The following is a 19,803-nucleotide window of genomic DNA, read 5'->3' as shown; positions in this document are numbered from 1 at the left end:
CATAGGCAACCATCGCCACCGGTGGGGTCAAGCGACGATGACCTGTACCCCGGCGTCGCGAAATCCCTCGATTACGCCGTCCGGCGCGCCGGAGTCTGTTACCAGCACTTCGACCTTGCTGATCGGGCAGATCCGGGCGAAAGCGTGCCCGCCCAGCTTCGACGAGTCCGCGATCACCACCACCTGCTTGGCCCGGGCCACCATCAGGCTGTTCATCGCCGCCTCGCCCTCGTGGTGCGCGGCGGCCCCGAGCTCGACGTCCAGCGCGTCCACGCCGAGCAGCACGATGTCCAGCGTGACCTCCTTGAGCAGCGCGCCGCCCAGCGGCCCGACCAGCTCGAAGGACTGCGGGCGCACCACGCCGCCGGCCACCACGATCTTCATCCGCGAGCGGACCAGCAGCTCGTTGGCGATGTTCAGCGCGTTGGTGACCACGGTCAGCTGGGCGCCCTCACCGCTGGTGTTCAGGTCGGGACGCACCGCCAGCGCGCGAGCCACCTCGGTCATCGTGGTGCCGCCGTTGAGCCCGACCACCGTGCCGGGGCTGACCAGCCGGGCGGTGGCCTCGCCGATGCGCTGCTTCTCGGCCGAGTGCTTGGCGGACTTGTAACGCAGCGGCAGGTCGTAGGAGACCCCGTTGGCCACCGCGCCACCCCGAGTGCGGGTGATCATCTGCTGCTGGGCGAGCTGGTCGAAGTCGCGCCGGATGGTCGCCTGGGACACCTCCAGCCGGGCGGCGGCGTCCTCGACGCTCACCCGTCCGCTCTCGGCTAGTAACTCGAGCAGGGCATTCCACCGCGCGTACCGGTCCACCCAACCCTCCTCGATGTACGTTCCGTGATAAGAGTGTGCACATTAGTGCGCGAAAAGCCGCCAAGCAAAGATTGTGCCTGCGCGAACGTAACCGGACTGTTGCGGATCTTGTCGTCGCCCACGCAGAATGACGCTCGAAAGGGCGTCGAACCGAACGCATATGCGCAGGCAAACCGTCGTGAAGGATGGCCATGACCCACGTGCAGACCGAGATCGCCAGCCAGCCCGACTGCTGGGAGCGGGCCGCGAAACTGGCCACGTCGCCCGGCCTGCCGAGTCCCGGCGAGCGGGTCGCGGTCACCGGCTGCGGCACCTCGTGGTTCATCGGCCAGGCCTATGCTGAGCTGCGCGAACAGGCCGGCCAGGGCGAGACCGACGCGTTCCAGGCGTCCGAGTTCCCGCGCCACCGGCGCTACGACCGGGTGGTCGCGATCACCCGGTCCGGCTCGACCACCGAGGTCGTCGACCTGCTCGGCGCGCTGGACTGCCCGACCACCGTGCTGACCGCCGACGAGTCCCAGCCGGCCGCCACGCTGGCCACCGACGCCGTGGTGCTGGAGTTCGCGGACGAGCAGTCGGTGGTGCAGACCCGCTTCGCCACCAGCGCGCTCGCCCTGCTCCGGGCGCACCTGGGCGAGGACGTGGCGCCGATCGCCTGCGACGCCGAGGTGGCCGTGCGGCTGCCGCTGCCGGTGGCCGCCGACGTCCGGCAGATCACCTTCCTGGGCCGCGGCTGGACGGTCGGGCTGGCCAACGAGGCCGCGCTCAAGTGCCGCGAGGCCGCGATGCTCTGGGCCGAGGCATATCCGGCGATGGACTACCGCCACGGCCCGCAGCGCCACCGCAATTTGGCCATCGCCGCGCCCGGCCGGGTGGTCTGGGCCTTCGGCGACGTGCCCGCGCACCTGGCCGACGACGTGGAGGCGACCGGCGCGGCCTTCGTGCACGCCCGGCACCACGGCGGCTACGGCGCGATCGGGCGCTGGTGCGGCGGCCGGTCCCCGCTCGACCCAATGGCCGATCTGATCGTGGCGCAGCGGGTGGCGATCGCGCTGGCCGAGGCGCAGGGCCTCGATCCCGATCACCCCCGCAACCTGACCCGAAGCGTCGTCCTGGCATGACCGATTGCACCGAGGGCGAAGCGCAGACACAGGGCCAAGAGGGCGTGCCGAAGATTGGCTCAGCATGACCGACTCCGTCGTCATCGCGCTTGATGTCGGCGGCACGGGCATGAAGTGCGCCCTCGTCCGGCCGGACGGCAAGGTCCATCACGCCGAGCGGCACCCGACGCTGGCCGCGCGCGGCCCGGAGGCGGTCACCGCCACCATCCTCGACGTGGCCGAGGGCCTGGCCACCCGCGCCCGGGCCGACGGACTGACGGTCACCGCCGCCGGCGTCGCGGTGCCCGGCGTGGTGGACGAGGCGAACGGCATCGCGGTGTGGTCGTCCAACGTGGGCTTCCGCGACGTGCCGATGCGTGACCTGCTGGTGGAACGGCTGGGCGTGCCCGCCGCGCTCGGCCACGACGTGCGAGCCGGCGGCACCGCGGAGGCCCGGATCGGGGCCGGCCGGGGCGAGCCGCACGTGCTGTTCATCGCGATCGGCACCGGCATCGCGGCGGCGCACGTGGTGGACGGGAAGGCCTTCGCCGGGGCGCACGGCGCGGCCGGCGAGGTCGGCCACGTGATCGTCCGGCCCGGCGGCCGGGACTGCGGCTGCGGCGCCAAGGGCTGCCTCGAGTCGGTCGCCTCCGCCTCGGCGATCGGCCGGCGTTACGCGGAGCTCTCCGGCATCGCCGACGCGGCCGCCTTCGATGTGGCGGCCCGAGCGGCCGCGGGCGAGCCGCTGGCCACCGCGGTCTGGACCGACGCCGTCGAGGCGCTGGCCGACGGGCTGCTCACCGCGCAGGCGCTCTACGACGCCGGCATCGTGGTGCTCGGCGGCGGTCTGGCCGAGGCGGGCGAGGCCCTGCTGGCGCCGCTGCGCACCGCGCTGGACCAGCGGGTCACCTTCCACCGGCTGCCGCGGCTGGTGCGGGCGGCGCTGGGCGACACCGCGGGTTGCCTGGGCGCGGCGCTGCTGGCGATGGACACCCGGGAGAGCCGATGACCCGGATCCACGGCCGCATCGTCCGGCCCGGCGCGGTGATCAGCGGGCATGTCGAGGTGACCGGCCCGGCGATCGTCGAGGTGGACGCCTCCACCCACGACGAGACCGACTACGTGGTGCCCGGCTTCATCGACCTGCACTGCCACGGCGGCGGCGGGCACACGTTCACCACCGGCGACCCGGGCGAGGCCGGGCGGGCCGCCGCCTTCCACCTGGCCCACGGCACCACGACCATGCTGGCCAGCCTGGTCAGCTCGCCGTTCGAGCTGATGATGTCGGCGGCCCACGCGTTCCAGCCGCTGATCAAGGACGGCGTCATCGCGGGTCTGCACTTCGAGGGCCCCTACCTGTCGGCCACCCGGTGCGGTGCACAGAATCCGGCCTATCTTCGCGACCCGGCGATGTCGGAAATAGCCGCGCTGGTCGCCACCGGCACCACCAAGATGATCACGATCGCCCCCGAGCTGCCCGGCGCGCTGGAAGCCATCGCGTTCCTCCAGGAGCACGGCGTGATCGCCGCCATCGGGCACACCGACGCCACCTACGAGCAGACACTCGCGGGCGTGCGAGCGGGCGCGACCGTCGGCACCCACCTCTGCAACGGCATGCGCCCGATGCACCACCGCGAGCCGGGCCCGGTGATCGGCCTGCTCGCCACCCCGCCGGTGGTGTGCGAGCTGATCGCCGACGGCATTCACCTGCACGACGGCATGCTCGCCTTCGCCGCCCGCACCGCCGGGCCGGACCGCGCCGCCCTGGTCACCGACGCGATCGACGCGGCCGGGATGCCGGACGGCGACTACGAGCTGGGCGGGCAGGCGGTGACCGTGGCCGACCGGGTGGCCCGGCTCTCCCCCGGCGGCTCGATCGCCGGCAGCACGCTGACCATGGACGCGGCCCTGCGCCGAGCCGTCGGGGCGGGCATCGCGCTGGAGGACGCCTGCCTGATGGCCTCGACCACGCCGGCCCGGGCGCTCGGCATCCTGGACGAGGTGGGCGCGCTCGAAGCCGGCTCGCGGGCCGACCTGGTGGTGCTCAGCCCGGAACTGACGGTGAAGCGGGTGATGCGGCGCGGTCGCTGGGTGGGGTGAGCAGTCGCTCCCACGGCACCCGGGCCATCAGCCGGGCCAGGAACAGCCCGAGGAACAGGCCGGCGATCGAGTCGGTGATCCAGTGGAACGCCAGGTAGGTGGTCGTGCAGAAGACGATCACCGGCGGCAGCAACCGGAAGGCCATGTGCAGCGGGCGGCCGAGCAGCACGCCGGCCAGGAAGGCGATCACCGCGTACCAGACCAGGGCGTTGGCGACGTGGCCGGACGGGTAGCTCATGCCCAGCGCGCCGGTGGCGGCGTCGTTGAACAGGACGGTGCGGTCCGGGCCGGTGAAGTGCGGCGCGGCCCGCTGAAACCAGATCTTCATCGGGCCGATCGTGATGTACAGCAGCACGAACGCGCCCACCAGCGGCAGGAACCAGCGCCACGACCGGCGACGCCAGGCCAGCCAGACGGAGAGCACGAGCACCACCGGCATCAGCACCTGACCGCCCTGGCCCAGGTAATTCAGCACCCGGGCCGGCCAATAGAGCAGAGCCGGCCGGTGGCTGTCCGACCAGTCCGCCACCGCCGCGTCGAAACCGAGCAGGTGGCCGGACGCCAGCGCCACCGAGAGCAGCACGAAGCCGATCAGGTAGGCGGCGTCGGGCCACCCGCTGCGAGGTCGGGTCACGCGACCAAAGTACCTACAGCGCGCCCTTCAACCTGTTGTAGAGCAGATCGGCGCGCACTCCGGAGTTCGGGCAGCCGCCGAAGTGGTGCAGGCCGACCACCTTGTTCGTGCTGCGGGAGAGCACCGGCGAGCCGGACGAGCCGCCCTCGGTGTCGCAGTAATAGGACACGTCGGAGTTGGTCGCGTACCCGTCGTAGGCGTTGTCGACCACCGCGCAGTTGGACGCCTTGTCGCCCAGCGCCCCGGCGATCCGGGTGGGGTCGCCGGCCGGGTTCTGCGGCACGTAGAGAGCGGTGCCCTTGGCCGGGCGCGCGGTGTCCAGCAGCAGGTAGCCGAACTTCTGCACGGCCGGGAAGTCTTCGACCGTGAACAGCGTGTAGTCCAGCGTCCGGTCGGTCGCGACCACCTTGTCGCCCCACACCTTGGTCGGCTTGAACGTGTCGTAGCCGCCGCACTTCGCGCACTGGTAGTTGAACCAGACCTCGGTGTCGTAGGCCGACTCCGAGTTGTCGAAGCAGTGGTTGTTGGTCAGCATCCGGTTGTTCGTGCCGATCCGCCAGCCGGTGCACAGCTCGGTGCCGTCGATCAGCAGCCGCGCCGTCGCCTTCGACTTCGTGTAGGCGACCGGGTCCTTGGCCTGATAACAGACCGCGTCCGCGGAGGAATCGCTGCCGCAGACGGATTCCTCGCGCCCGGTGCGGCCCGGCGCGCCGAGCGATTCCTCGGGCACACCCCGTTGTTCGGTACGCGAGAAGCCCCGCGCCACCTTGTCGATGCTCACCCCGAGGTCACCCAGCAGCGAACGCGCGCCCAGCGGGTCGACCGAGCGGTGCATCTCGACCACCGCGGTGTCCCCGGTGACGGACATCGCCCACTGGTCCACCGGCCCGGTCTCGAGCAGCTTCGGGGCGTCGTACCGGTAGCTCTCCACGCCCTTCGGGTCGGACACCGTGAGGTAGTCGCCGGGCAGCATCGCCATGCGGCTGAAGTGCAGCTTCACATAGGAAGCGCCGGGGTAGCCGAAGGTCTCGGTGCGCGGGCCGCTCTCGTACCCGAGAAGTTTGCGCACGTCGAGCAGCTCGCCCACCTTCTGCCGGCCCTTGGCGGCCGCGGCCTGCGCGGACTCCTCGACGATCCGGCGCGGCTTGGTCCGCACCGGCTCGGCGTGGCTGCGCGGCGCGTCCCGATCCGCGGTCGGCGCGGCGGACGGCGGCGACGCCTTCGTCACCCCGGCCGCGGCGTTGCCCTGCGACAGCGCCACCGGCGTACGCGAGACATCTGGCGCGTCCTGCCACGAGCCGACCGGCCGGCCGTCGCCCGTCCCCGACTGCCGCCAAGCCACCGCACCCGCCGACCCGGCGAGTACGAGGGCGGCGCACACCCCGACGATGGCCACCTTGCGTCGCATGCTGCTCCCGAAGGTCATGAAAGGCACATATAGGCCAATCCGGCAATCTGGCAGTTTGTGTAACGAGCCACGTGCGGCAGCGACGCGCCGGGCCGGGCGTGCACACTGGGTCCGTGCGCATCACCTCCGCCCTCGTCGACCCGGCTCTGCTGGACCTTCCCTGGGAAATTCCGCTGGAGGAGTGGCCGGCTGACCACCTGGTCGCGCTCCCGCAGGGCATCTCGCGGCACATCGTCCGGTTCGTCAAGCTCAACGAGACCGTCTACGCGCTCAAGGAGACCCGCGAGCGCATCGCCGAAAAGGAATACGACCTGCTCCGGGCCTTGGAGCGGATCGACTTCCCGGCGGTCGAGGCGGTCGCCATCGTCACCGACCGGGCCACCGAGGACGGCGAGCCGCTGGAGTCCGTGCTGATCACCCGGCACCTGCAGTTCTCGCTGCCCTATCGGGCCCTGTTCTCGCACGTGCTGCGCCCGGAGACGATGAACCGGCTGCTCGACGCACTGGCCGCGCTGATCGTCCGGATGCACCTGACCGGCTTCAGCTGGGGCGACTGCTCGCTGTCGAACACGCTGTTCCGGCGGGACGCGGGCGCCTTCGCGGCCTATCTGGTGGACGCCGAGACCGGCAACCTCTATCCGAAGCTCTCCGAGGGCCAGCGCAGCGAGGACATCGAGATCCTCCGGCTGAACATCTTCGGCGAGTGCCTCGACCTGGAGGCCGCCGAGCTGCTGCACGAGGCGATCGACCCGGAGTCGGTGGTCGACGACATCGTGTCCCGCTACGAGCGCCTGTGGCACGAGGTGACCTACGAGCAGGAGGTGCCGCGGGACGCCCGGCACGACATCGAGGGCCGCATCCGGCGGCTCAACGACCTGGGCTTCGACGTGGCCGAGGTGGCGATGTCGACTGTGGACGACGGTTACCGGGTGCGGCCCAAGGTGGTGGACGCCGGTTACCACACCCGGCGCCTGCTGCGGCTGACCGGGCTGGACGCCGAGGAGAACCAGGCGCGGCAACTGCTCAACGATCTGGACGCGTACCGCGCGGAGAGCGACCTGATCGACGAGCAGCAGGCCGCGCACCGCTGGCTGACCGAGGTCTTCGAGCCGGTGGTCCGGGCGGTGCCGGCCAACCTGCGCCGCAAGCTCGAGCCGCAGGAGATCTTCTCGCAGATCATCCAGCACAAGTGGCTGCTGTCCGAGCAGGCCGGCCGTGACGTCGGGATGGCCCCGGCGGTGCAGAGCTACCTCACCGACGTGCTCGCCCACAAGCCGGACGAGCAGGCCGTCCTCGGCGTCGAGGTGGCCACCCTCGAAGAGGCGGCGGGCTAAGCGCGTTCCGGCTCGGTCCGCACCGGCGGGGTGGCCTGTTCCAGCAACATGCGCAGGCCGCGGCGGCGGGCCACGACGACCACCCGGTCGCCCGCGTTGAGCACCCGGCGCGCGTCCGGCGACCAGTCCACCCACTCGGAGTCGGCGGCGGTCAGGCCGATCACCCGCACCCCCGAAGGTTTGTCCGCCACCGCCATCACCGTGCCGTCCAGCGGCGAGCCGGGCAGCACCCGCACCGCCGCGACCAGCAACGCGTGCCGATCCACCGGGATGGTGACGATCACGTCCCGGTCCAGCAACGAGGCCGCGAACGCGGGCGCCACCAGCCGGGACACGCTGCGCGAGATGTTGATGTTGAAGGCCTTCTGCACCCGGCGCGCGAAGTCGTCGTCGAAGAGCCGCAGCACCACCCGCATGTCACTGCGCACGGCTCGCGCGTTCAGCGCCGCCTGCAGGTTCGTCACGTCGTCGGTGGAGACCACGACCAGCGCCTTCGCGGTGTCGATCGAGGCCGCCCGCAGCGTCTCCTCGAGCGCCGCATCACCGACGATGAACGGCACGCCGAGCTGCTCGGCCGCCTTGGCGCCGCGCGCGTTCGGGTTGCGGTCGATGGCCACCACGTCCAGGCCCAGGTCGAGCAGCTGGCGCAGGATGCGGGTGCCGACCGTGCCGAGGCCGACCAGCACGATGTGGTCGTCGTGCACGCCGCGCACCTTGCCGGTGGACAGCGCCAGCCGAGCGTTCACCATGCCCTCCACGACGGCGGCGGTGATCAGCGGCAACAGCGCCACGCCGGCGATGGTCAGCACCAGCTGGGCGGCCTTCGCCACGCCGTTGCGCTCGATCTCCACATCGGACGATCCGACCGCGGTCAGCAGGGTCACGTACATCGAGCCCCAGAAGCCGCTGCCACCCTTCTCGGCGTCGGCGTGCGACAGCACGGTGCCGGCCACCACGGTCACCACCAGCGTGATCATCACCGCGATGCCCAGCTTGCGGCTCAGCGCGGCGCGGATCGCCCGGGTGGCGGCCCGCAGCGGCCGCGGACGCTTGGACGAGCGGGCCAGCTTGCGGGCGGCCACCGCCTGACCGGCCGGACGCCCGGAGGCCTCGGCGAGCACCAGATCCTCCGGCCGGCCCTGTCCCGGGCCCGGGTCGGCGGGCAGCACGTCCACCTCACCGTTCCCGCTCGCGCCGGTCAGAGCACAGACCACATGCTTTTCGGGTACGTCCGCACGACGCGCCACATACATCGTGCGACCCGCATGCCGGAAGTGCGTGGGAGCCGGCTCGCCCAGCGCGGCGGCGACGAACGCGGGCGCCGCCATGGCCGCGTCGCTGAGCACCGCGCAGTCGTCGAACAGCCGCCGGACGCCATAGCCCAGCCCTGTGTTGAACATCCGGATGACCAGCCGCAGGTCCGGCTCCACGGCCTGCGCGCACAGGGCGGCATGCAGGTTGAGCACGTCGTCCGGCATGACCAGCGCGAGCGCGGCGGCGCCGGCCAGTCCCGCCGAGCGGAACAGCGGCTCGTCCAGGCGGTCGGCGCGGACCACCCGCACCCCGCGCAGGGTGCTCAGATCGGGCACCTCGGCGCGCAGCTCGTTCGGCACCACCAGGGTGATCCGGATCCGATGCCCGGCGTTGGAGAGCTCCTCGGCCAGCGTGTACGCCAGCGCGTCCCCACCGCAGATGACGAAGTGTGGCCGCCCGTCCGTGCCGTTGGTCAGCCGTTGCTGAAGACGGGACATGAGCACCCGGCGCAGCACATTGGGTTGCTGTTCGGCGCTCATAGATCCTGATCGTAAACAGCCGCACCCCGGAACCAGGTCCGGTGGACGCTCGTTGCCCCATCCGAGCTGTTTGTCCGATCCCGAGTTCGTGGAGGAATCGCATGCGTAAGTACCTGATCGCCGCGGCGGCGGCCGGGGGGATCCTCCTGCTCGGCGGCGCCCCGGCGCAGGCGGAGGACGTGCAGCCCGCGCCGGCGGCCGACCAGGGCGGTCTGCTCGGCGGCGTGCTGGACCCGGCCGGCGGCGTGAACCCGCTGGGCGGCATGGACTCCGCCGACGGCATGCGCGTGCCGAGCCCGCTCGACGACAACCCACTGGTGCACGTGCGACCCGGCACCAACTCCGTGACTCCCCCTGAGCAGGGCGGACAGTCGCGCACCGGGATGGGCAGCGCGGCCCGGTCCACCGACCAGCGACCGGTCCGCAAGGCCGCCGCCGCCAAGGAAGACGGCCCGCTGGGCGGCCTGCCGACCGGTGGCGGCGGGCTCCCGATCGGTAGCCTCCCGTTGCTGGGTGGTGGCGGCCTTCCGGTAATCGGTGGCCTGATGCCCAACGGCGGCGGCCTGCCCGTCGGCCGCGGCGCGGCGGCCGACCCGAACGCCGAGTCCGGCCTGCTCGGCAGCGACCTCCCACTGCTCGGCGGCCTGCTGCCCGAGGAGCCGGCGCGCACCCTGCCGGCCGACGCCGACCCGGCCGACGACACCCCGGACGTGAGCGGAATGCCGGCCGGCGGCACCAGCGTCAAGCCCGGCGACACGCCCCCGGCCACCACGCCGGGCGACACCCCGCCGCCGGACGCCGCAGGCCCGGGCGACGACCAGAAGCGCCTGCACGAGGAGCCGATCGACGACGAGGCCTCCGCCTCCGGCCGCGGCTTCTCCGACGGCCGCCCGGTGGCCGGTGAGGACCCGGACTACAAGGACTGACCCTTTGCTCTGCTTCCTCTGAGGAAGCGCTGCCTCTGCGGAAGCAGAGCCCCTCTGCGGCCTCTGAGGAAGCGCTGGCTCTGCGGAAGCAGAGCCCCTCTGCGGCCTCTGGGGAAGCGGAGGGGCGCGCGAACGGAAAGCGGCCCGTCCTCGAGACGTCGAGGACGGGCCGCTTTCGTCGTGTACTGACTAGCTGACCGCGCCGATCACCACGGAACCGCGGCCGACCACAGCGCCCTGGTCGGTGAGGATCGTGACCTCACCGAAGAGCTGACGGCCCTCGGTCGGCGCCGCCTCCGCGGTCACCGTGCCGGTGACCGTCGTGGACGCGCCGTTCGCCAGCGGGGTCGCCGTCGCCGGGACGGAGACCGACCCAAGCGCCGGGCTGTAGAAGACGTCCAGGTAGTCGTATGCCGTGCTGCCGCTCGGCACCGCGTACCCGTCGATCTCCACCGTGTAGGTGCCCGCCGCCGGCGACGGGATGGAGACCGCCTCTTCGGAGTCACCGTCCGCCTGCAGCGCGACCCGCACGCCGTTCAGGTAGACCGCGAGGTCCAGGTCGGCCGCCGCGTCGCTCGGGTTGCCGATCGACACGTCCAGCCGCTCGGCGCCCGCGGGCACCACGACCTCGTACTCCTGAACCGCACCGTCCTCGATGGTCGGCCGGTCCGACTTGGAGCTGCCCAGCGGGCCACCCTCGGCGGTGAGGTTGATCGGACCGTAGTTGTTCGTGACCGTCCAGGTGACCGGCGTCGGGGTGCCGGCCTGCACGCTGTCCAGCGTGACCGTCTCCGGCGTGACCGTGACGCCCTGCACCTTGGCGAGCAGGCGGTACGGGTTGTTCAGCGCCGGCGAGGTGCGCCGCGACTCCACTTCGAGCTCCCAGATGCCCGGCAGCGGGTCATCGTAGGACCGCTCCTGCGGCTTGCAGGCCGCCGGGTCGGAGAAGTTGGTGTAGCAGCCGAGGCTGGACGTGCTGTCGACCGGCACGCCGTACGGGTTGAAGGCGATGAACCGCGTCTGCGATCCGGTCGCGATCCCGGTCAGATCGACCTGCAGCGACGTGGCGCCCTCCGGCACGACGACGTAGTAGGACTTGGTCGAGTTGCGTTCCACCGAGCCCTCACCGGTCACCGTGTAGCTCGGCTTCTTCGCCTCGGTGCCGGTGACCACCACGCTGAGGACCTCGAAGTCGATCACCTTGGTGGCCGGGTCGTCGACCTTCAGGATGGCCGAGTTGAGGCCGTCCTTGGCGGTGACCGTGACCGGCACCGTGACCGTCTGGTTCAGCGGCAGCGCCACGTTGCGAGCCGACTTGAACTGTCCCTTGTCGCCGAGCCAGCTCAGCGTGTGCCGCACCGACTTCGCCGATCCGCTGGTCCGCTTGAGCTGGACGTTGTAGACCCGGGTCGAACCGGCCCGCTGACCGCCTTCGCCGGCGACACAGCTGTTGTAGATGCCGACGCCGCGGTTCGGGGTGGTCAGGAACTGCGAGAGCGGGGTGCAGACCTGCGCCGACGACACGTACCGGGCGGTGGTGATCTCCTTGGCCAGCAGCGACCAGGCGCCGTTGACGTCCAGCAGACCGTAGCCCTGACCGGCCACCGACTCGCCCTTGATCGGGTCCGCCGAGGAGTAGAGCGCGCGGCGCAGCGCGGCCGGGGTGACTCCCTTGTCGGTGGCCTTGGCCGCGGAGAGCAGCAGCGCAGCGCTGCCGGCCGCCTGCGGCGAGGCCATCGAGGTGCCGTTCAGGTGCGCCAGGCCGATCGGCAGGGTGTAGCCCGCCTCGGCGATGTCCGGCTCCTTGATCCAAGTGTTCACCGTGGAGACGGCCGAACCGGGCGCGGCGATGTTCGGCTTGAACCCGCCGTCCTCGCGCGGGCCCCGCGACGAGAAGTTGAACAGCCCGTTCTGCTTGCGCACCACCGAGCCGTAGTTCGACAGCCAGGTGTCCTTGCTGACGCTGGCCGCGACGCTGACCACGTTGGTGGCCACCGACGGGTCACCGATGGTGTTCTGCCCCGGGCCGGAGTTGCCGGCCGAGATGAACATCTGCACGCCGTAGTCCTCGATCAGGCGGTCGTACAGCTCGGCGCGCGCGTTCTGGCCGCTGTTCAGGGCGGGCAGGCCACCGATCGACATGTTGATCACGTCGACGTGGCGGTTGACCACCAGGTCGACCATGCCGGTGGTGAGCGCGGCCGCGGTGCAGCCGCCGCCCCACGAGCAGGCCCGCGAGGAGACGAGCTTCGCGCCCGGCGCCTGGCCGTCGAAGTTGTCGTTGCCCAGCATGTTGTTCGCCGCGGTGATGCCCGCGACGTGGGTGCCGTGCACGCTCTCCGGGATGCCGATGTTGACGAAGTCGGCGAACTGCCCCGCGAGGCCGGCCGGAGTCAGGTCGACGTCCTCACGGAACTCCACCACGAACGGGATGCTCTCCACGATCTCGGTGGCCGGCTTGTCGGTGCCGAAGTGCCCGACGTCGAACTTCTCCCGGTACGGCCGCATCACGGCGTCGTCGGTGAAGTTGGCGTTCTGGTTCACGTCCACCCGGATGTCGTGCGAAGCCGGGTCGTAGAGGATGCCGAACACGTCGGTGGTGTCGCCGTCGCGGTTGATGTCGCCGCCCGGGTCACTGGCCGCGGTGATCGACTCGCGGAACGTGTTGTAGCGGTACGTGCCCGCCGGGACCGTGACGCTCGCGGGCGGGGCGGAGAGCATCGCTCGCCAGGACCCGTCCCCCTCGGTCAGCGGGTCGGTCGCCGTCACCCAGTCGACGATCTTGCGCTCGCCGGTCGAGGTGGTCTTCAGCGCCGGGTTCTCCAGGTCCACACCGGAGTCCATGATGCCGATCGTGACGCCGCGCCCGTCCCAGGTCGGGTGCTTGCTCTTGAACTCCACCGAGCCGACCTCGTTCGTCGGCATGTAGGGGTTCGCGGCCGGCGTGCTCGGGCCCGGGCCGGCCAGCGTGGCGGCCTGCCGTGCGGCGCGCTTGCCGCCCTGCTCGACCGACGGGTCCGGCAGCTTCACCGTCTCGTCCAGGTCGATCGCGGCGACGCCGGGCAGCTTGGCGGCCTTGACCACCTTGTCCGTCGGCACCTGGGCCAGCACGTAGCCGACCTGGTCGAAGCGCCGGGTGACGGTGCCACCGAGGCCCTTCACCTGGGCCGCGACCTCGGCGGTCTTGCCCTCGTCGGCGGCGATGATCAGGGTGACGGCGCGGGTGCCCTTGGACTCGGCCGCGGCGAGCAGTTCCGCGTCATGCGAGCCGAGAGTGTCGGCGGGAGCGTCCTTGGGCGAATCGCCAGGGGTGTCCTGGGCGGCGGGGGCGGCGGGGTTCGGCGCGGCATCGGCTGGTAAGGCGGTGCCGAGCACAGCGACGCCCACCGCGAGCACGGCGATGAAGGTGCGCCGGCCCCAAGCGGATCGGTGTCTCACGTACGGGTCCTCCGAAGGATGGGCGCCCACCAAGCGGTACGGGCGCATCCCGAGGATCCTCCGGCCGTTGCACCTGGCTAGTCACTACCGTCGATGCCGTCGTGACAATGATGTGACATTCAAGGCCATGCATACGAACCGATTAAGCACGGTAAATTTTCCGGTTCGGCCCTTCGTCGGCCGGAAAGCCTGCTTAGGCGCCTGGTGACACAGTGGAAACTCGTCGGCCGGCAAGCCGGGCCAGCACCACGAGCAGGATCAGCAGCACGGCGGTCAGATGGACCGGCGCCGGGCCGAGCGGAGTCAGCAGCACGAGCACCGCCACGACCGGATAGGCCGCCAGCATCGGACCGGTCACGTGTGGACGAATGTGCAGCAGCCAGACGAAGAAGAGAAACACCGCGACGGGTACGGCCACCGCGTAGCCCGCGACCGTCCCGGAGATCTCGGTGTGATGGGTGTCGTAGTCGACCACCACGCCGAGCCCGGCGCCGACCGCCGCGGCCGACGCGAAGATGAAGTAGTGGCCGTAGCCTCACAGCATCGAGGTGCGCAGCCCGGTCAGCAGATCGTGGGCCGGCCGGTCGAAATAGAGCCACCACAGGGCGAACACGATGACCAGCCCGGCGACCGCGAGCGAGATCAGATCGGCGAGATGTTCGCCGCCGGTCAGCCCGGTGCGGACGGCGACCGTCGCGGATGCCACCACCTCGCCCAGCACGATGATCGTGAAGAGGCCGTAGCGCTCGGCGATGTGGTGCGGATGGTAGGTGGTCGGGCCGCCGGGTGCCCGCTCGGCGAGGATCGGCACGGCCAGTTCGGCGACCACGAGCAGCACGAAGGAGGGCACCTGCCAGGATTCCGGCAACGCCAGGCGTACCAGCCAGAAGAGCTGGACCACCGAGATGCCGGCGGCGTAGGTCAGAGCGGTCGCGCGACGCTGCCGGTCGGTGCGCGCCGCGCGCAGCCATTGCCCGACCATGGCCAGGCGCATGATCACATAGCCCGCGGTGATCGCCCGGTAATCGCCGTCCGCGAAGGCGGGCTCCACCCCGGCCGCGAGCACCAGCGCACCGGCGATCTGCACCAGCGTGGTGATGCGATAGGCGTCGTCGTCGGTGTCATAGGCCGAGGCGAACCAGGTGAAGTTCATCCAGGCCCACCAGATGGCGAAGAAGACCATCAGGTACGACTGGATGCCGTGTCCCGCGTGCCGCTCGGCGATGTCGTGGTGCAGTGGCAGCGCGGCCTGCGCCACCGCCACCACGAAGCACAGGTCGAAGAGGAGCTCGAGCGGCGTGGCGACCCGGTGCGACTCATCGCTCGGGCGCGGGCGCATCGGTGCCAGGAAACGTCGATCGGTCACGTCAGATCCCAGTTCAGCAGCAGGAAGGGCGCCTCTTCGCCGGCACCGGCCTTGCGATAGGTGGCCTGCGCGGCCTCGTTGTCCGGTTCGGTGCCCACCCACATGCCGTAACAGCCACGCTCGCGGGCCAGCTCGCGGAGCGCCCGCACCAGCGCGGTGGCGACCCCGCGCAGCCGGGCGTCCGGGGCCACCCCGAGCTCGTAGATGAACATCTCGGTGCCCTTGTCCGGGTGCGTGGTCTCCACCCCGGAGATCATGCCGACCGCACGCCCGCCCTCGTCGTAGGCGAACAGCAGATGGTGATCGGCCGCGGCGAGAAACCGGGCGGTGGCATCCGCCCGCGGTGGCCCGTCGAAGAGCTCCCCGGCCCGCTCGACCTCGGCTATGTCGACGACCCGCTCAATCCGCACCACGTCACCCTAGGGTGCGTCGGAGCCCCCGGTCGGAATCGAACCGACGACATCTCGCTTACAAGGCGAGTGCTCTGGCCAACTGAGCTACAGGGGCGCGAGGCACAGCATACCGGCTCGCCGGAATCAGCCGAAAAGCCAGGTCAGCGCGTCCTGAGCTTGGCAGAACCGGTAAAAAAGCTTACGGTGGCGGGGCGTGAGTCAGCTCACGCGTGTTCCTCCCACTCGGATCGTCCGGCACGTTCCTGCCGGTGGAAAGGAAGTCGATTCATCATGGCTACCGTCACCTATGAGAAAGCCTCCCGCATCTACCCGGGTTCGGACCGCCCCGCGGTGAACGAGCTCAGCCTGGAGATCGGTGACGGCGAGTTCCTCGTCCTGGTCGGCCCCTCCGGTTGTGGCAAGTCCACCAGCCTGCGCATGCTCGCCGGCCTGGAGGACGTGGACCGCGGCCGCATCCTGATCGAGAACAAGGACGTCACGAACCTGCCGCCCAAGTCCCGCGACATCGCGATGGTCTTCCAGAACTACGCGCTCTACCCGCACATGTCGGTGTACGAGAACATGGCCTTCGCCCTGAAGCTGCGCAAGACCTCGAAGCCGGAGATCGACCGGCGGGTCAAGGAGGCGGCGGCGCTCCTGCAGCTGGACGAATACCTGGCCCGTAAGCCGAAGGCGCTCTCCGGTGGCCAGCGCCAGCGTGTCGCCATGGGCCGCGCGATCGTCCGCGAGCCGCAGGTGTTCCTCATGGACGAGCCGCTGTCGAACCTCGACGCCAAGCTCCGCGTCCAGACCCGTTCGCAGATCGCCACGCTGCAGGCCAAGCTCGGCATCACCACCGTCTACGTGACCCACGACCAGGTCGAGGCCATGACGATGGGCCACCGGGTGGCGGTCATGCTGGACGGCGTGCTGCAGCAGTGCGACACCCCGCGGGCGCTCTACGACACCCCCGGCAACGTCTTCGTGGCCGGCTTCATCGGCTCGCCCGCGATGAACCTCAAGACCGTCGCGCTGACCGAGTCGGGCGCCAACTTCGGCCCGCTGGCCGTCCCGCTGACCCGCGAGCAGGTCGCCGCCGCGCAGAACGGCGGCGGCAAGGTGACCGTGGGCTTCCGCCCCGAGGCCACCGACCTGGTCAGCGGCACCGAGGCCGGTCTGCCGATCGTGGTCGACCTGGTCGAGGACCTCGGCTCGGACGCCAACGTCTACGGCCACGCGGCCATGGACGAGGGCTCGGAGCGCTTCGTGGTCCGCACCGACCGGCGCAACATGCCGAACATGGGCGAGACCGTGAACATCAAGCCGCAGGCCAACCAGGTGCACCTGTTCAACGCCTCGAGCGGCGAGCGCATCGCCTGACCTACGGACAGAAAGAGCCCCCGGCAGCGATGCCGGGGGCTTTTCCGTGTCTAGGCGGCGAAGCGCTGCAGCCGCAGGTCCTTGTCGGCGAAGCAGGCGATCACCTCGGTGTTCCACGAGCACGACCAGGGCCGCACCCCGGCCAGCGGCCCGAGCTCGACCGGGTCGTCGCCGACGTGCCGGCCGGTGAGCGCCGGGTCGTCGACGCTGTCCGTCATCAGCTTGCTGAAGAACAGCATGTTGCCGCCGTCCACCCGGGCGCCCTGGCCGTCGACCGTCCACTGCACCTTGCCGGCCGCGCTGATCAGCGACGTCTTGGCGCTCGGCTGGGCGATCTGGCTGACCAGCACGTTCTCGCCGACCGGCATCAGGTATTCGGCGTTGGCCGCGGGCACGTGCCAGATGCTGCTGCCGTCGTCGAGCCCGGTGCCGCCCACCTGGTTGCTCTTCGCGTCGTACCCGGTGGTCTCGACCCAGCACGCCGCCTCCGCCCCGCACGGCGTCATCCGGCTGACGTCCACCTTGGGGTCGACCGAGCCGAGCACCTTGGGCGTGCCGAGGGTGTCCAGGTCCCAGGCCAGGATGCGCTGGGTGTTGTTCGCCTTCTCGGCCACCACGACCCGGCCGTTGTGCACGATCAGCGGGGTGTCCGGGGCCGCCACGCCCGGCTTCGGCGCGACCAGCACGTCGCCGTTCGACCCGTCGATCACCCGCGCCGAGCGATCGGCCATCACCTGCAGCAGCCGCTGGTCGTCGTCGGCGTCGAAGGCGAACGGGAAGCCGTTGGCGTCGCCCGGCCCGGACAGGTCCGCGGTGGTGGAGGCGCCGAAGAGTGCGGTGGTGTCGCCGCCGTCGGTCTTGACATCGGGCAGGTCCCACGCCTGCTCGCCATCGGTGATCCGCAGCGCGACCAGCCGGTGCGCGGTCTTGTCGATCCACAGCGCGACGTCGCCGAGCATCTTGATGTCGTCGCCGGCGGCCACTTCGCGATGCCAGCGGAGAGTGCCGTCGCCGGCGTCCAGCACGAACATGCGGCGGGTGTCCGCCGAGGTGTCCGGCTTGGTGAAGACCGCCACCGCACCCGGCACGGCGATCATCGTCTCCCAGCCGGGTTCCGAGGCGCCGGCCTCGATGCTCGACCATTTCTGCTCACCGGTGGCGGTGTCGGCCGCGACCACGCCGAGCGTGTCGTCCTCGCCCTGATTGGCGAAGTAGGCCCGATCACCGAGCACCTTGACGTCCGCGAAGCTGCTGCTGTAGATCGGCACCGCCGGCGTGAGCGTCTTCGCCGCCGACTTGGCCAGCGGCTGGAAGTCCACCGCGCGGTAGCCCGGCCAGAAATACCAGGCCGCTCCCGCACCGGCCAGAAGCACCACCACCAGGCCTGCGGCGACGATCAAAAAACCCTTCCTCCGGTACGCGGGGACGCCCGCCCGCCGTGGTGCCCCAGGGGGCGCCTGAGCCCCGGCCGGCGATCCAGGTGGCGACTCGTCCTTCGACGCCAGCCAGGTCTCGTTCGAGCCCGGCACCCGCGTGTGCCCACCGGTGGACGGGCCGCCGCCCCCGGTGAAGGGCGGGCCCCCGTTCGGCCCGAACGCGGCCGCCTCACCGGTGGCCCAGGGGTCGACCGGCTCGGCGTAGTCCGGCGGCGGCTCGCCGCTGACCGGGGCGGGCGGGCCCAGCGGCGACGGCTCATAGGACGGCGGCTGACTCGGGATCGTGGCCGGTGTGGGCGGCCCCATCGGCGACGTGTCATGGGACGGCGGCCGGCTCGGGATCGTGGCCGGCGTCGGCGTCGGCGTGGCCGCCTCGGCCACCCCGCGCCGGTAACGCGGCTCCTCGGCCACCGCATGCCGCCCGGTGTCGGCGGGCGCGCCGGCGGCCATCGTGGCGGGCGCGGCCGAGGCCGCCGGTGACGCCGCCACACCCCCGGCTGCCTGTGCCGCGACCACCGCGGCGATCGCGCCCTCGGCCACCGGCAGCTCGGGCTGCTCGAGCACGGTCGGTGCGATGCCCAACTCGCTGTGCAGCAGCCGGGCGACCAGCGGCACCCGGGTCGATCCGCCGACCAGGAACAGCCCGGCCAGGTCGGCAGGGGCCAGCCCGGCCGCCTTGAGCACCGCGCCCGCCTCGGCGACGCCACGGCGGATCAGCGGACCGGCGCAGGCCTCGAGCTCGTCGCGGGTGAGGTGCACGGCCTGCTCGACCAGCGGCACCGGCACCGGCGCGAGCGCGGACCGGGAGAGCATCTCCTTGGCTCCGCGCACGTCCTCCCAGAACTGCCGCCGGGCCCGCCACTGGGCCAGCGAGCGGGGGTCGGACAGCGCGCCCCACGCCTCCGGCTCGCCGCCGGCCAGCGACTTGCCCAGGTGGTCGACCAGCGCCGCGTCGAGGTCGAGCCCGCCGAGGTCGTCGGCGCCACCGGAGGCGGCCACCTCGAAGCGCGGCCGGCCGTCGGGTCCCAGGCCCTCGTTGCGGACCACCGCGACGTCGAGCGTGCCGCCGCCGAAGTCGAACACGGCCAGCGCCGAGCCGACCGGCACCGGCCGGCGCAGCACGTCGGCGAAGTATCGCGCCGCCGCCACCGGCTCGGGCACCAGCTCGGTCTCGGCCGGCCAGCCGGCCCGGCCCAGCGCCTCGGTGAGCACCGCACGTCGGCGGTGCCCCCAGGCGGCCGGGAAGGTCAGCACGGCCGGCGGCAGGAAGCCGGTGGTGGCGACAGCCTCGCGGGCCACCGCCCCGAGCAGCGCGGCCAGCAGCTCGGCGATCGGCACTTCGGCGTCGCCGAGCAGCACCACACCGTCGTCGATGCGGCGTTTCGGGTTCGGCTCGATGCGCGCCGGGTCCGCGTATCCCAATCTCTGGGCATCGCGGCCGACGTGCAGCCGCCGCTCGGTGTCGAGGAAGACCGCGGACGGCATCAGTGGCTGCCCGTCGAAGAGCAGCGGCCTGGTGCGACCGTCGGGCCAGCGCAACATGGCGACCGTGTGCGACGTGCCGAGGTCGACGGCCAGCACAAAGCCGTCCCCTGGTCCGGTCATCCCTGCTGCCCCTCCGCCAACGGACATCCGGCCCGCCATAGTACGGCCCCAGGACGACAAAAGTCCCTGTGGAACCGG

Annotated in this window: 13 protein-coding genes, 1 tRNA gene and 1 pseudogene; 6 read left to right on the top strand and 9 right to left on the bottom strand. The window is 71.4% G+C overall.

Features of this window, described 5'->3' with window-relative positions; translation table 11 throughout:
- Positions 1 to 27 precede the first annotated feature (27 nt).
- Positions 28 to 813: a DeoR/GlpR family DNA-binding transcription regulator gene (locus tag ACZ6TI_RS07505; RefSeq protein ID WP_465344135.1), complete on the bottom strand. Its 786-nt coding sequence runs from the start codon at positions 811 to 813 to the stop codon at positions 28 to 30.
- 191 nt (positions 814 to 1,004) lie between these two features.
- Between ACZ6TI_RS07505 and ACZ6TI_RS07500 the strand changes: the two genes are divergently transcribed.
- The 3 genes from ACZ6TI_RS07500 to nagA all read left to right on the top strand — a co-directional run bounded on the left by ACZ6TI_RS07500 (position 1,005) and on the right by nagA (position 4,013).
- Positions 1,005 to 1,934 (top strand): SIS domain-containing protein, encoded by a 930-nt coding sequence (locus tag ACZ6TI_RS07500; protein WP_465344134.1) that lies wholly within the window; start codon positions 1,005 to 1,007, stop codon positions 1,932 to 1,934.
- 64 nt (positions 1,935 to 1,998) lie between these two features.
- A complete protein-coding gene (locus tag ACZ6TI_RS07495; protein ID WP_465344133.1) occupies positions 1,999 to 2,922 on the top strand; it encodes an ROK family protein in 924 nt (307 codons plus the stop codon).
- The gene (gene nagA, locus ACZ6TI_RS07490; protein WP_465344132.1) at positions 2,919 to 4,013 is read left to right on the top strand and encodes an N-acetylglucosamine-6-phosphate deacetylase; all 1,095 of its coding nucleotides are present in this window, start codon (positions 2,919 to 2,921) and stop codon (positions 4,011 to 4,013) included. Before ACZ6TI_RS07495 ends, nagA begins: the two co-directional genes overlap by 4 nt.
- Here nagA and ACZ6TI_RS07485 read toward each other — a convergent pair.
- Both ACZ6TI_RS07485 and ACZ6TI_RS07480 read right to left on the bottom strand, forming a co-directional pair.
- A complete protein-coding gene (locus ACZ6TI_RS07485) occupies positions 3,958 to 4,647 on the bottom strand; it encodes a phosphatase PAP2 family protein (protein WP_465344131.1) in 690 nt (229 codons plus the stop codon). The two genes, nagA and ACZ6TI_RS07485, sit on opposite strands and share 56 nt — an antisense overlap.
- 13 nt (positions 4,648 to 4,660) lie before the next feature.
- Positions 4,661 to 6,055, bottom strand: a complete 1,395-nt coding sequence (locus tag ACZ6TI_RS07480) for a trypsin-like serine peptidase (protein ID WP_465344130.1) — start codon at positions 6,053 to 6,055, stop codon at positions 4,661 to 4,663.
- Between the two features lie 113 nt (positions 6,056 to 6,168).
- Here ACZ6TI_RS07480 and ACZ6TI_RS07475 point away from each other — a divergent pair, with 113 nt between their 5' ends.
- The gene (locus ACZ6TI_RS07475; RefSeq protein WP_465344129.1) at positions 6,169 to 7,389 is read left to right on the top strand and encodes a DUF4032 domain-containing protein; all 1,221 of its coding nucleotides are present in this window, start codon (positions 6,169 to 6,171) and stop codon (positions 7,387 to 7,389) included.
- On the opposite strand, the gene ACZ6TI_RS07470 is transcribed toward ACZ6TI_RS07475, so the two are convergent.
- Positions 7,386 to 9,182 carry a potassium channel family protein gene (locus tag ACZ6TI_RS07470; RefSeq protein WP_465344128.1) on the bottom strand — a complete coding sequence of 599 codons (1,797 nt, stop codon included), beginning with the start codon at positions 9,180 to 9,182 and terminating at the stop codon, positions 7,386 to 7,388. The genes ACZ6TI_RS07475 and ACZ6TI_RS07470 overlap by 4 nt on opposite strands.
- Before the next feature lie 101 nt (positions 9,183 to 9,283).
- Here ACZ6TI_RS07470 and ACZ6TI_RS07465 point away from each other — a divergent pair, with 101 nt between their 5' ends.
- Positions 9,284 to 10,108, top strand: a complete 825-nt coding sequence (locus ACZ6TI_RS07465; RefSeq protein ID WP_465344127.1) for a hypothetical protein — start codon at positions 9,284 to 9,286, stop codon at positions 10,106 to 10,108.
- Positions 10,109 to 10,297: 189 nt separating this feature from the next.
- Here ACZ6TI_RS07465 and ACZ6TI_RS07460 read toward each other — a convergent pair whose 3' ends face one another.
- The 4 genes and pseudogenes from ACZ6TI_RS07460 to ACZ6TI_RS07445 all read right to left on the bottom strand — a co-directional run bounded on the left by ACZ6TI_RS07460 (position 10,298) and on the right by ACZ6TI_RS07445 (position 15,419).
- Positions 10,298 to 13,546, bottom strand: a complete 3,249-nt coding sequence (locus ACZ6TI_RS07460) for a S8 family serine peptidase (RefSeq protein ID WP_465344126.1) — start codon at positions 13,544 to 13,546, stop codon at positions 10,298 to 10,300.
- 193 nt (positions 13,547 to 13,739) lie between these two features.
- A pseudogene (locus ACZ6TI_RS07455) lies at positions 13,740 to 14,885 on the bottom strand (low temperature requirement protein A).
- 23 nt (positions 14,886 to 14,908) lie between these two features.
- Entirely contained in the window at positions 14,909 to 15,322 is a 414-nt protein-coding gene (locus tag ACZ6TI_RS07450; protein WP_465344125.1) for a GNAT family N-acetyltransferase, read from the bottom strand.
- A 23-nt stretch (positions 15,323 to 15,345) separates the two neighbouring features.
- Positions 15,346 to 15,419 (bottom strand) — tRNA-Thr (locus ACZ6TI_RS07445).
- 176 nt (positions 15,420 to 15,595) lie between these two features.
- On the opposite strand from ACZ6TI_RS07445, the gene ACZ6TI_RS07440 reads away from it, so the two are divergent.
- Positions 15,596 to 16,684: an ABC transporter ATP-binding protein gene (locus ACZ6TI_RS07440; protein WP_465344124.1), complete on the top strand. Its 1,089-nt coding sequence runs from the start codon at positions 15,596 to 15,598 to the stop codon at positions 16,682 to 16,684.
- Between the two features lie 50 nt (positions 16,685 to 16,734).
- Here the strand turns inward: ACZ6TI_RS07440 and ACZ6TI_RS07435 are convergent, their stop codons facing one another.
- Positions 16,735 to 19,725, bottom strand: coding sequence for an Hsp70 family protein (locus ACZ6TI_RS07435; RefSeq protein WP_465344123.1), 2,991 nt, complete (start codon positions 19,723 to 19,725; stop codon positions 16,735 to 16,737).
- Positions 19,726 to 19,803 lie beyond the last annotated feature (78 nt).

Source organism: Actinoplanes sp. NPDC051388 (assembly GCF_055586225.1).
Note: the sequence above shows the minus strand (reverse complement) of the source record. Positions and strands in the feature narration are given on the sequence as shown.

Excerpts from the sequence above, each read along its gene's own strand:
- ACZ6TI_RS07435 (WP_465344123.1), bottom strand. The coding sequence starts at position 19,725 with ATGACCGGACCAGGGGACGGCTTTGTGCTGGCCGTCGACCTCGGCACG.
- nagA (WP_465344132.1), top strand. The coding sequence starts at position 2,919 with ATGACCCGGATCCACGGCCGCATCGTCCGGCCCGGCGCGGTGATCAGC.
- ACZ6TI_RS07500 (WP_465344134.1), top strand. The coding sequence starts at position 1,005 with ATGACCCACGTGCAGACCGAGATCGCCAGCCAGCCCGACTGCTGGGAG.
- ACZ6TI_RS07465 (WP_465344127.1), top strand. The coding sequence starts at position 9,284 with ATGCGTAAGTACCTGATCGCCGCGGCGGCGGCCGGGGGGATCCTCCTG.
- ACZ6TI_RS07470 (WP_465344128.1), bottom strand. The coding sequence starts at position 9,182 with ATGAGCGCCGAACAGCAACCCAATGTGCTGCGCCGGGTGCTCATGTCC.
- ACZ6TI_RS07480 (WP_465344130.1), bottom strand. The coding sequence starts at position 6,055 with ATGCGACGCAAGGTGGCCATCGTCGGGGTGTGCGCCGCCCTCGTACTC.
- ACZ6TI_RS07440 (WP_465344124.1), top strand. The coding sequence starts at position 15,596 with ATGGCTACCGTCACCTATGAGAAAGCCTCCCGCATCTACCCGGGTTCG.
- ACZ6TI_RS07495 (WP_465344133.1), top strand. The coding sequence starts at position 1,999 with ATGACCGACTCCGTCGTCATCGCGCTTGATGTCGGCGGCACGGGCATG.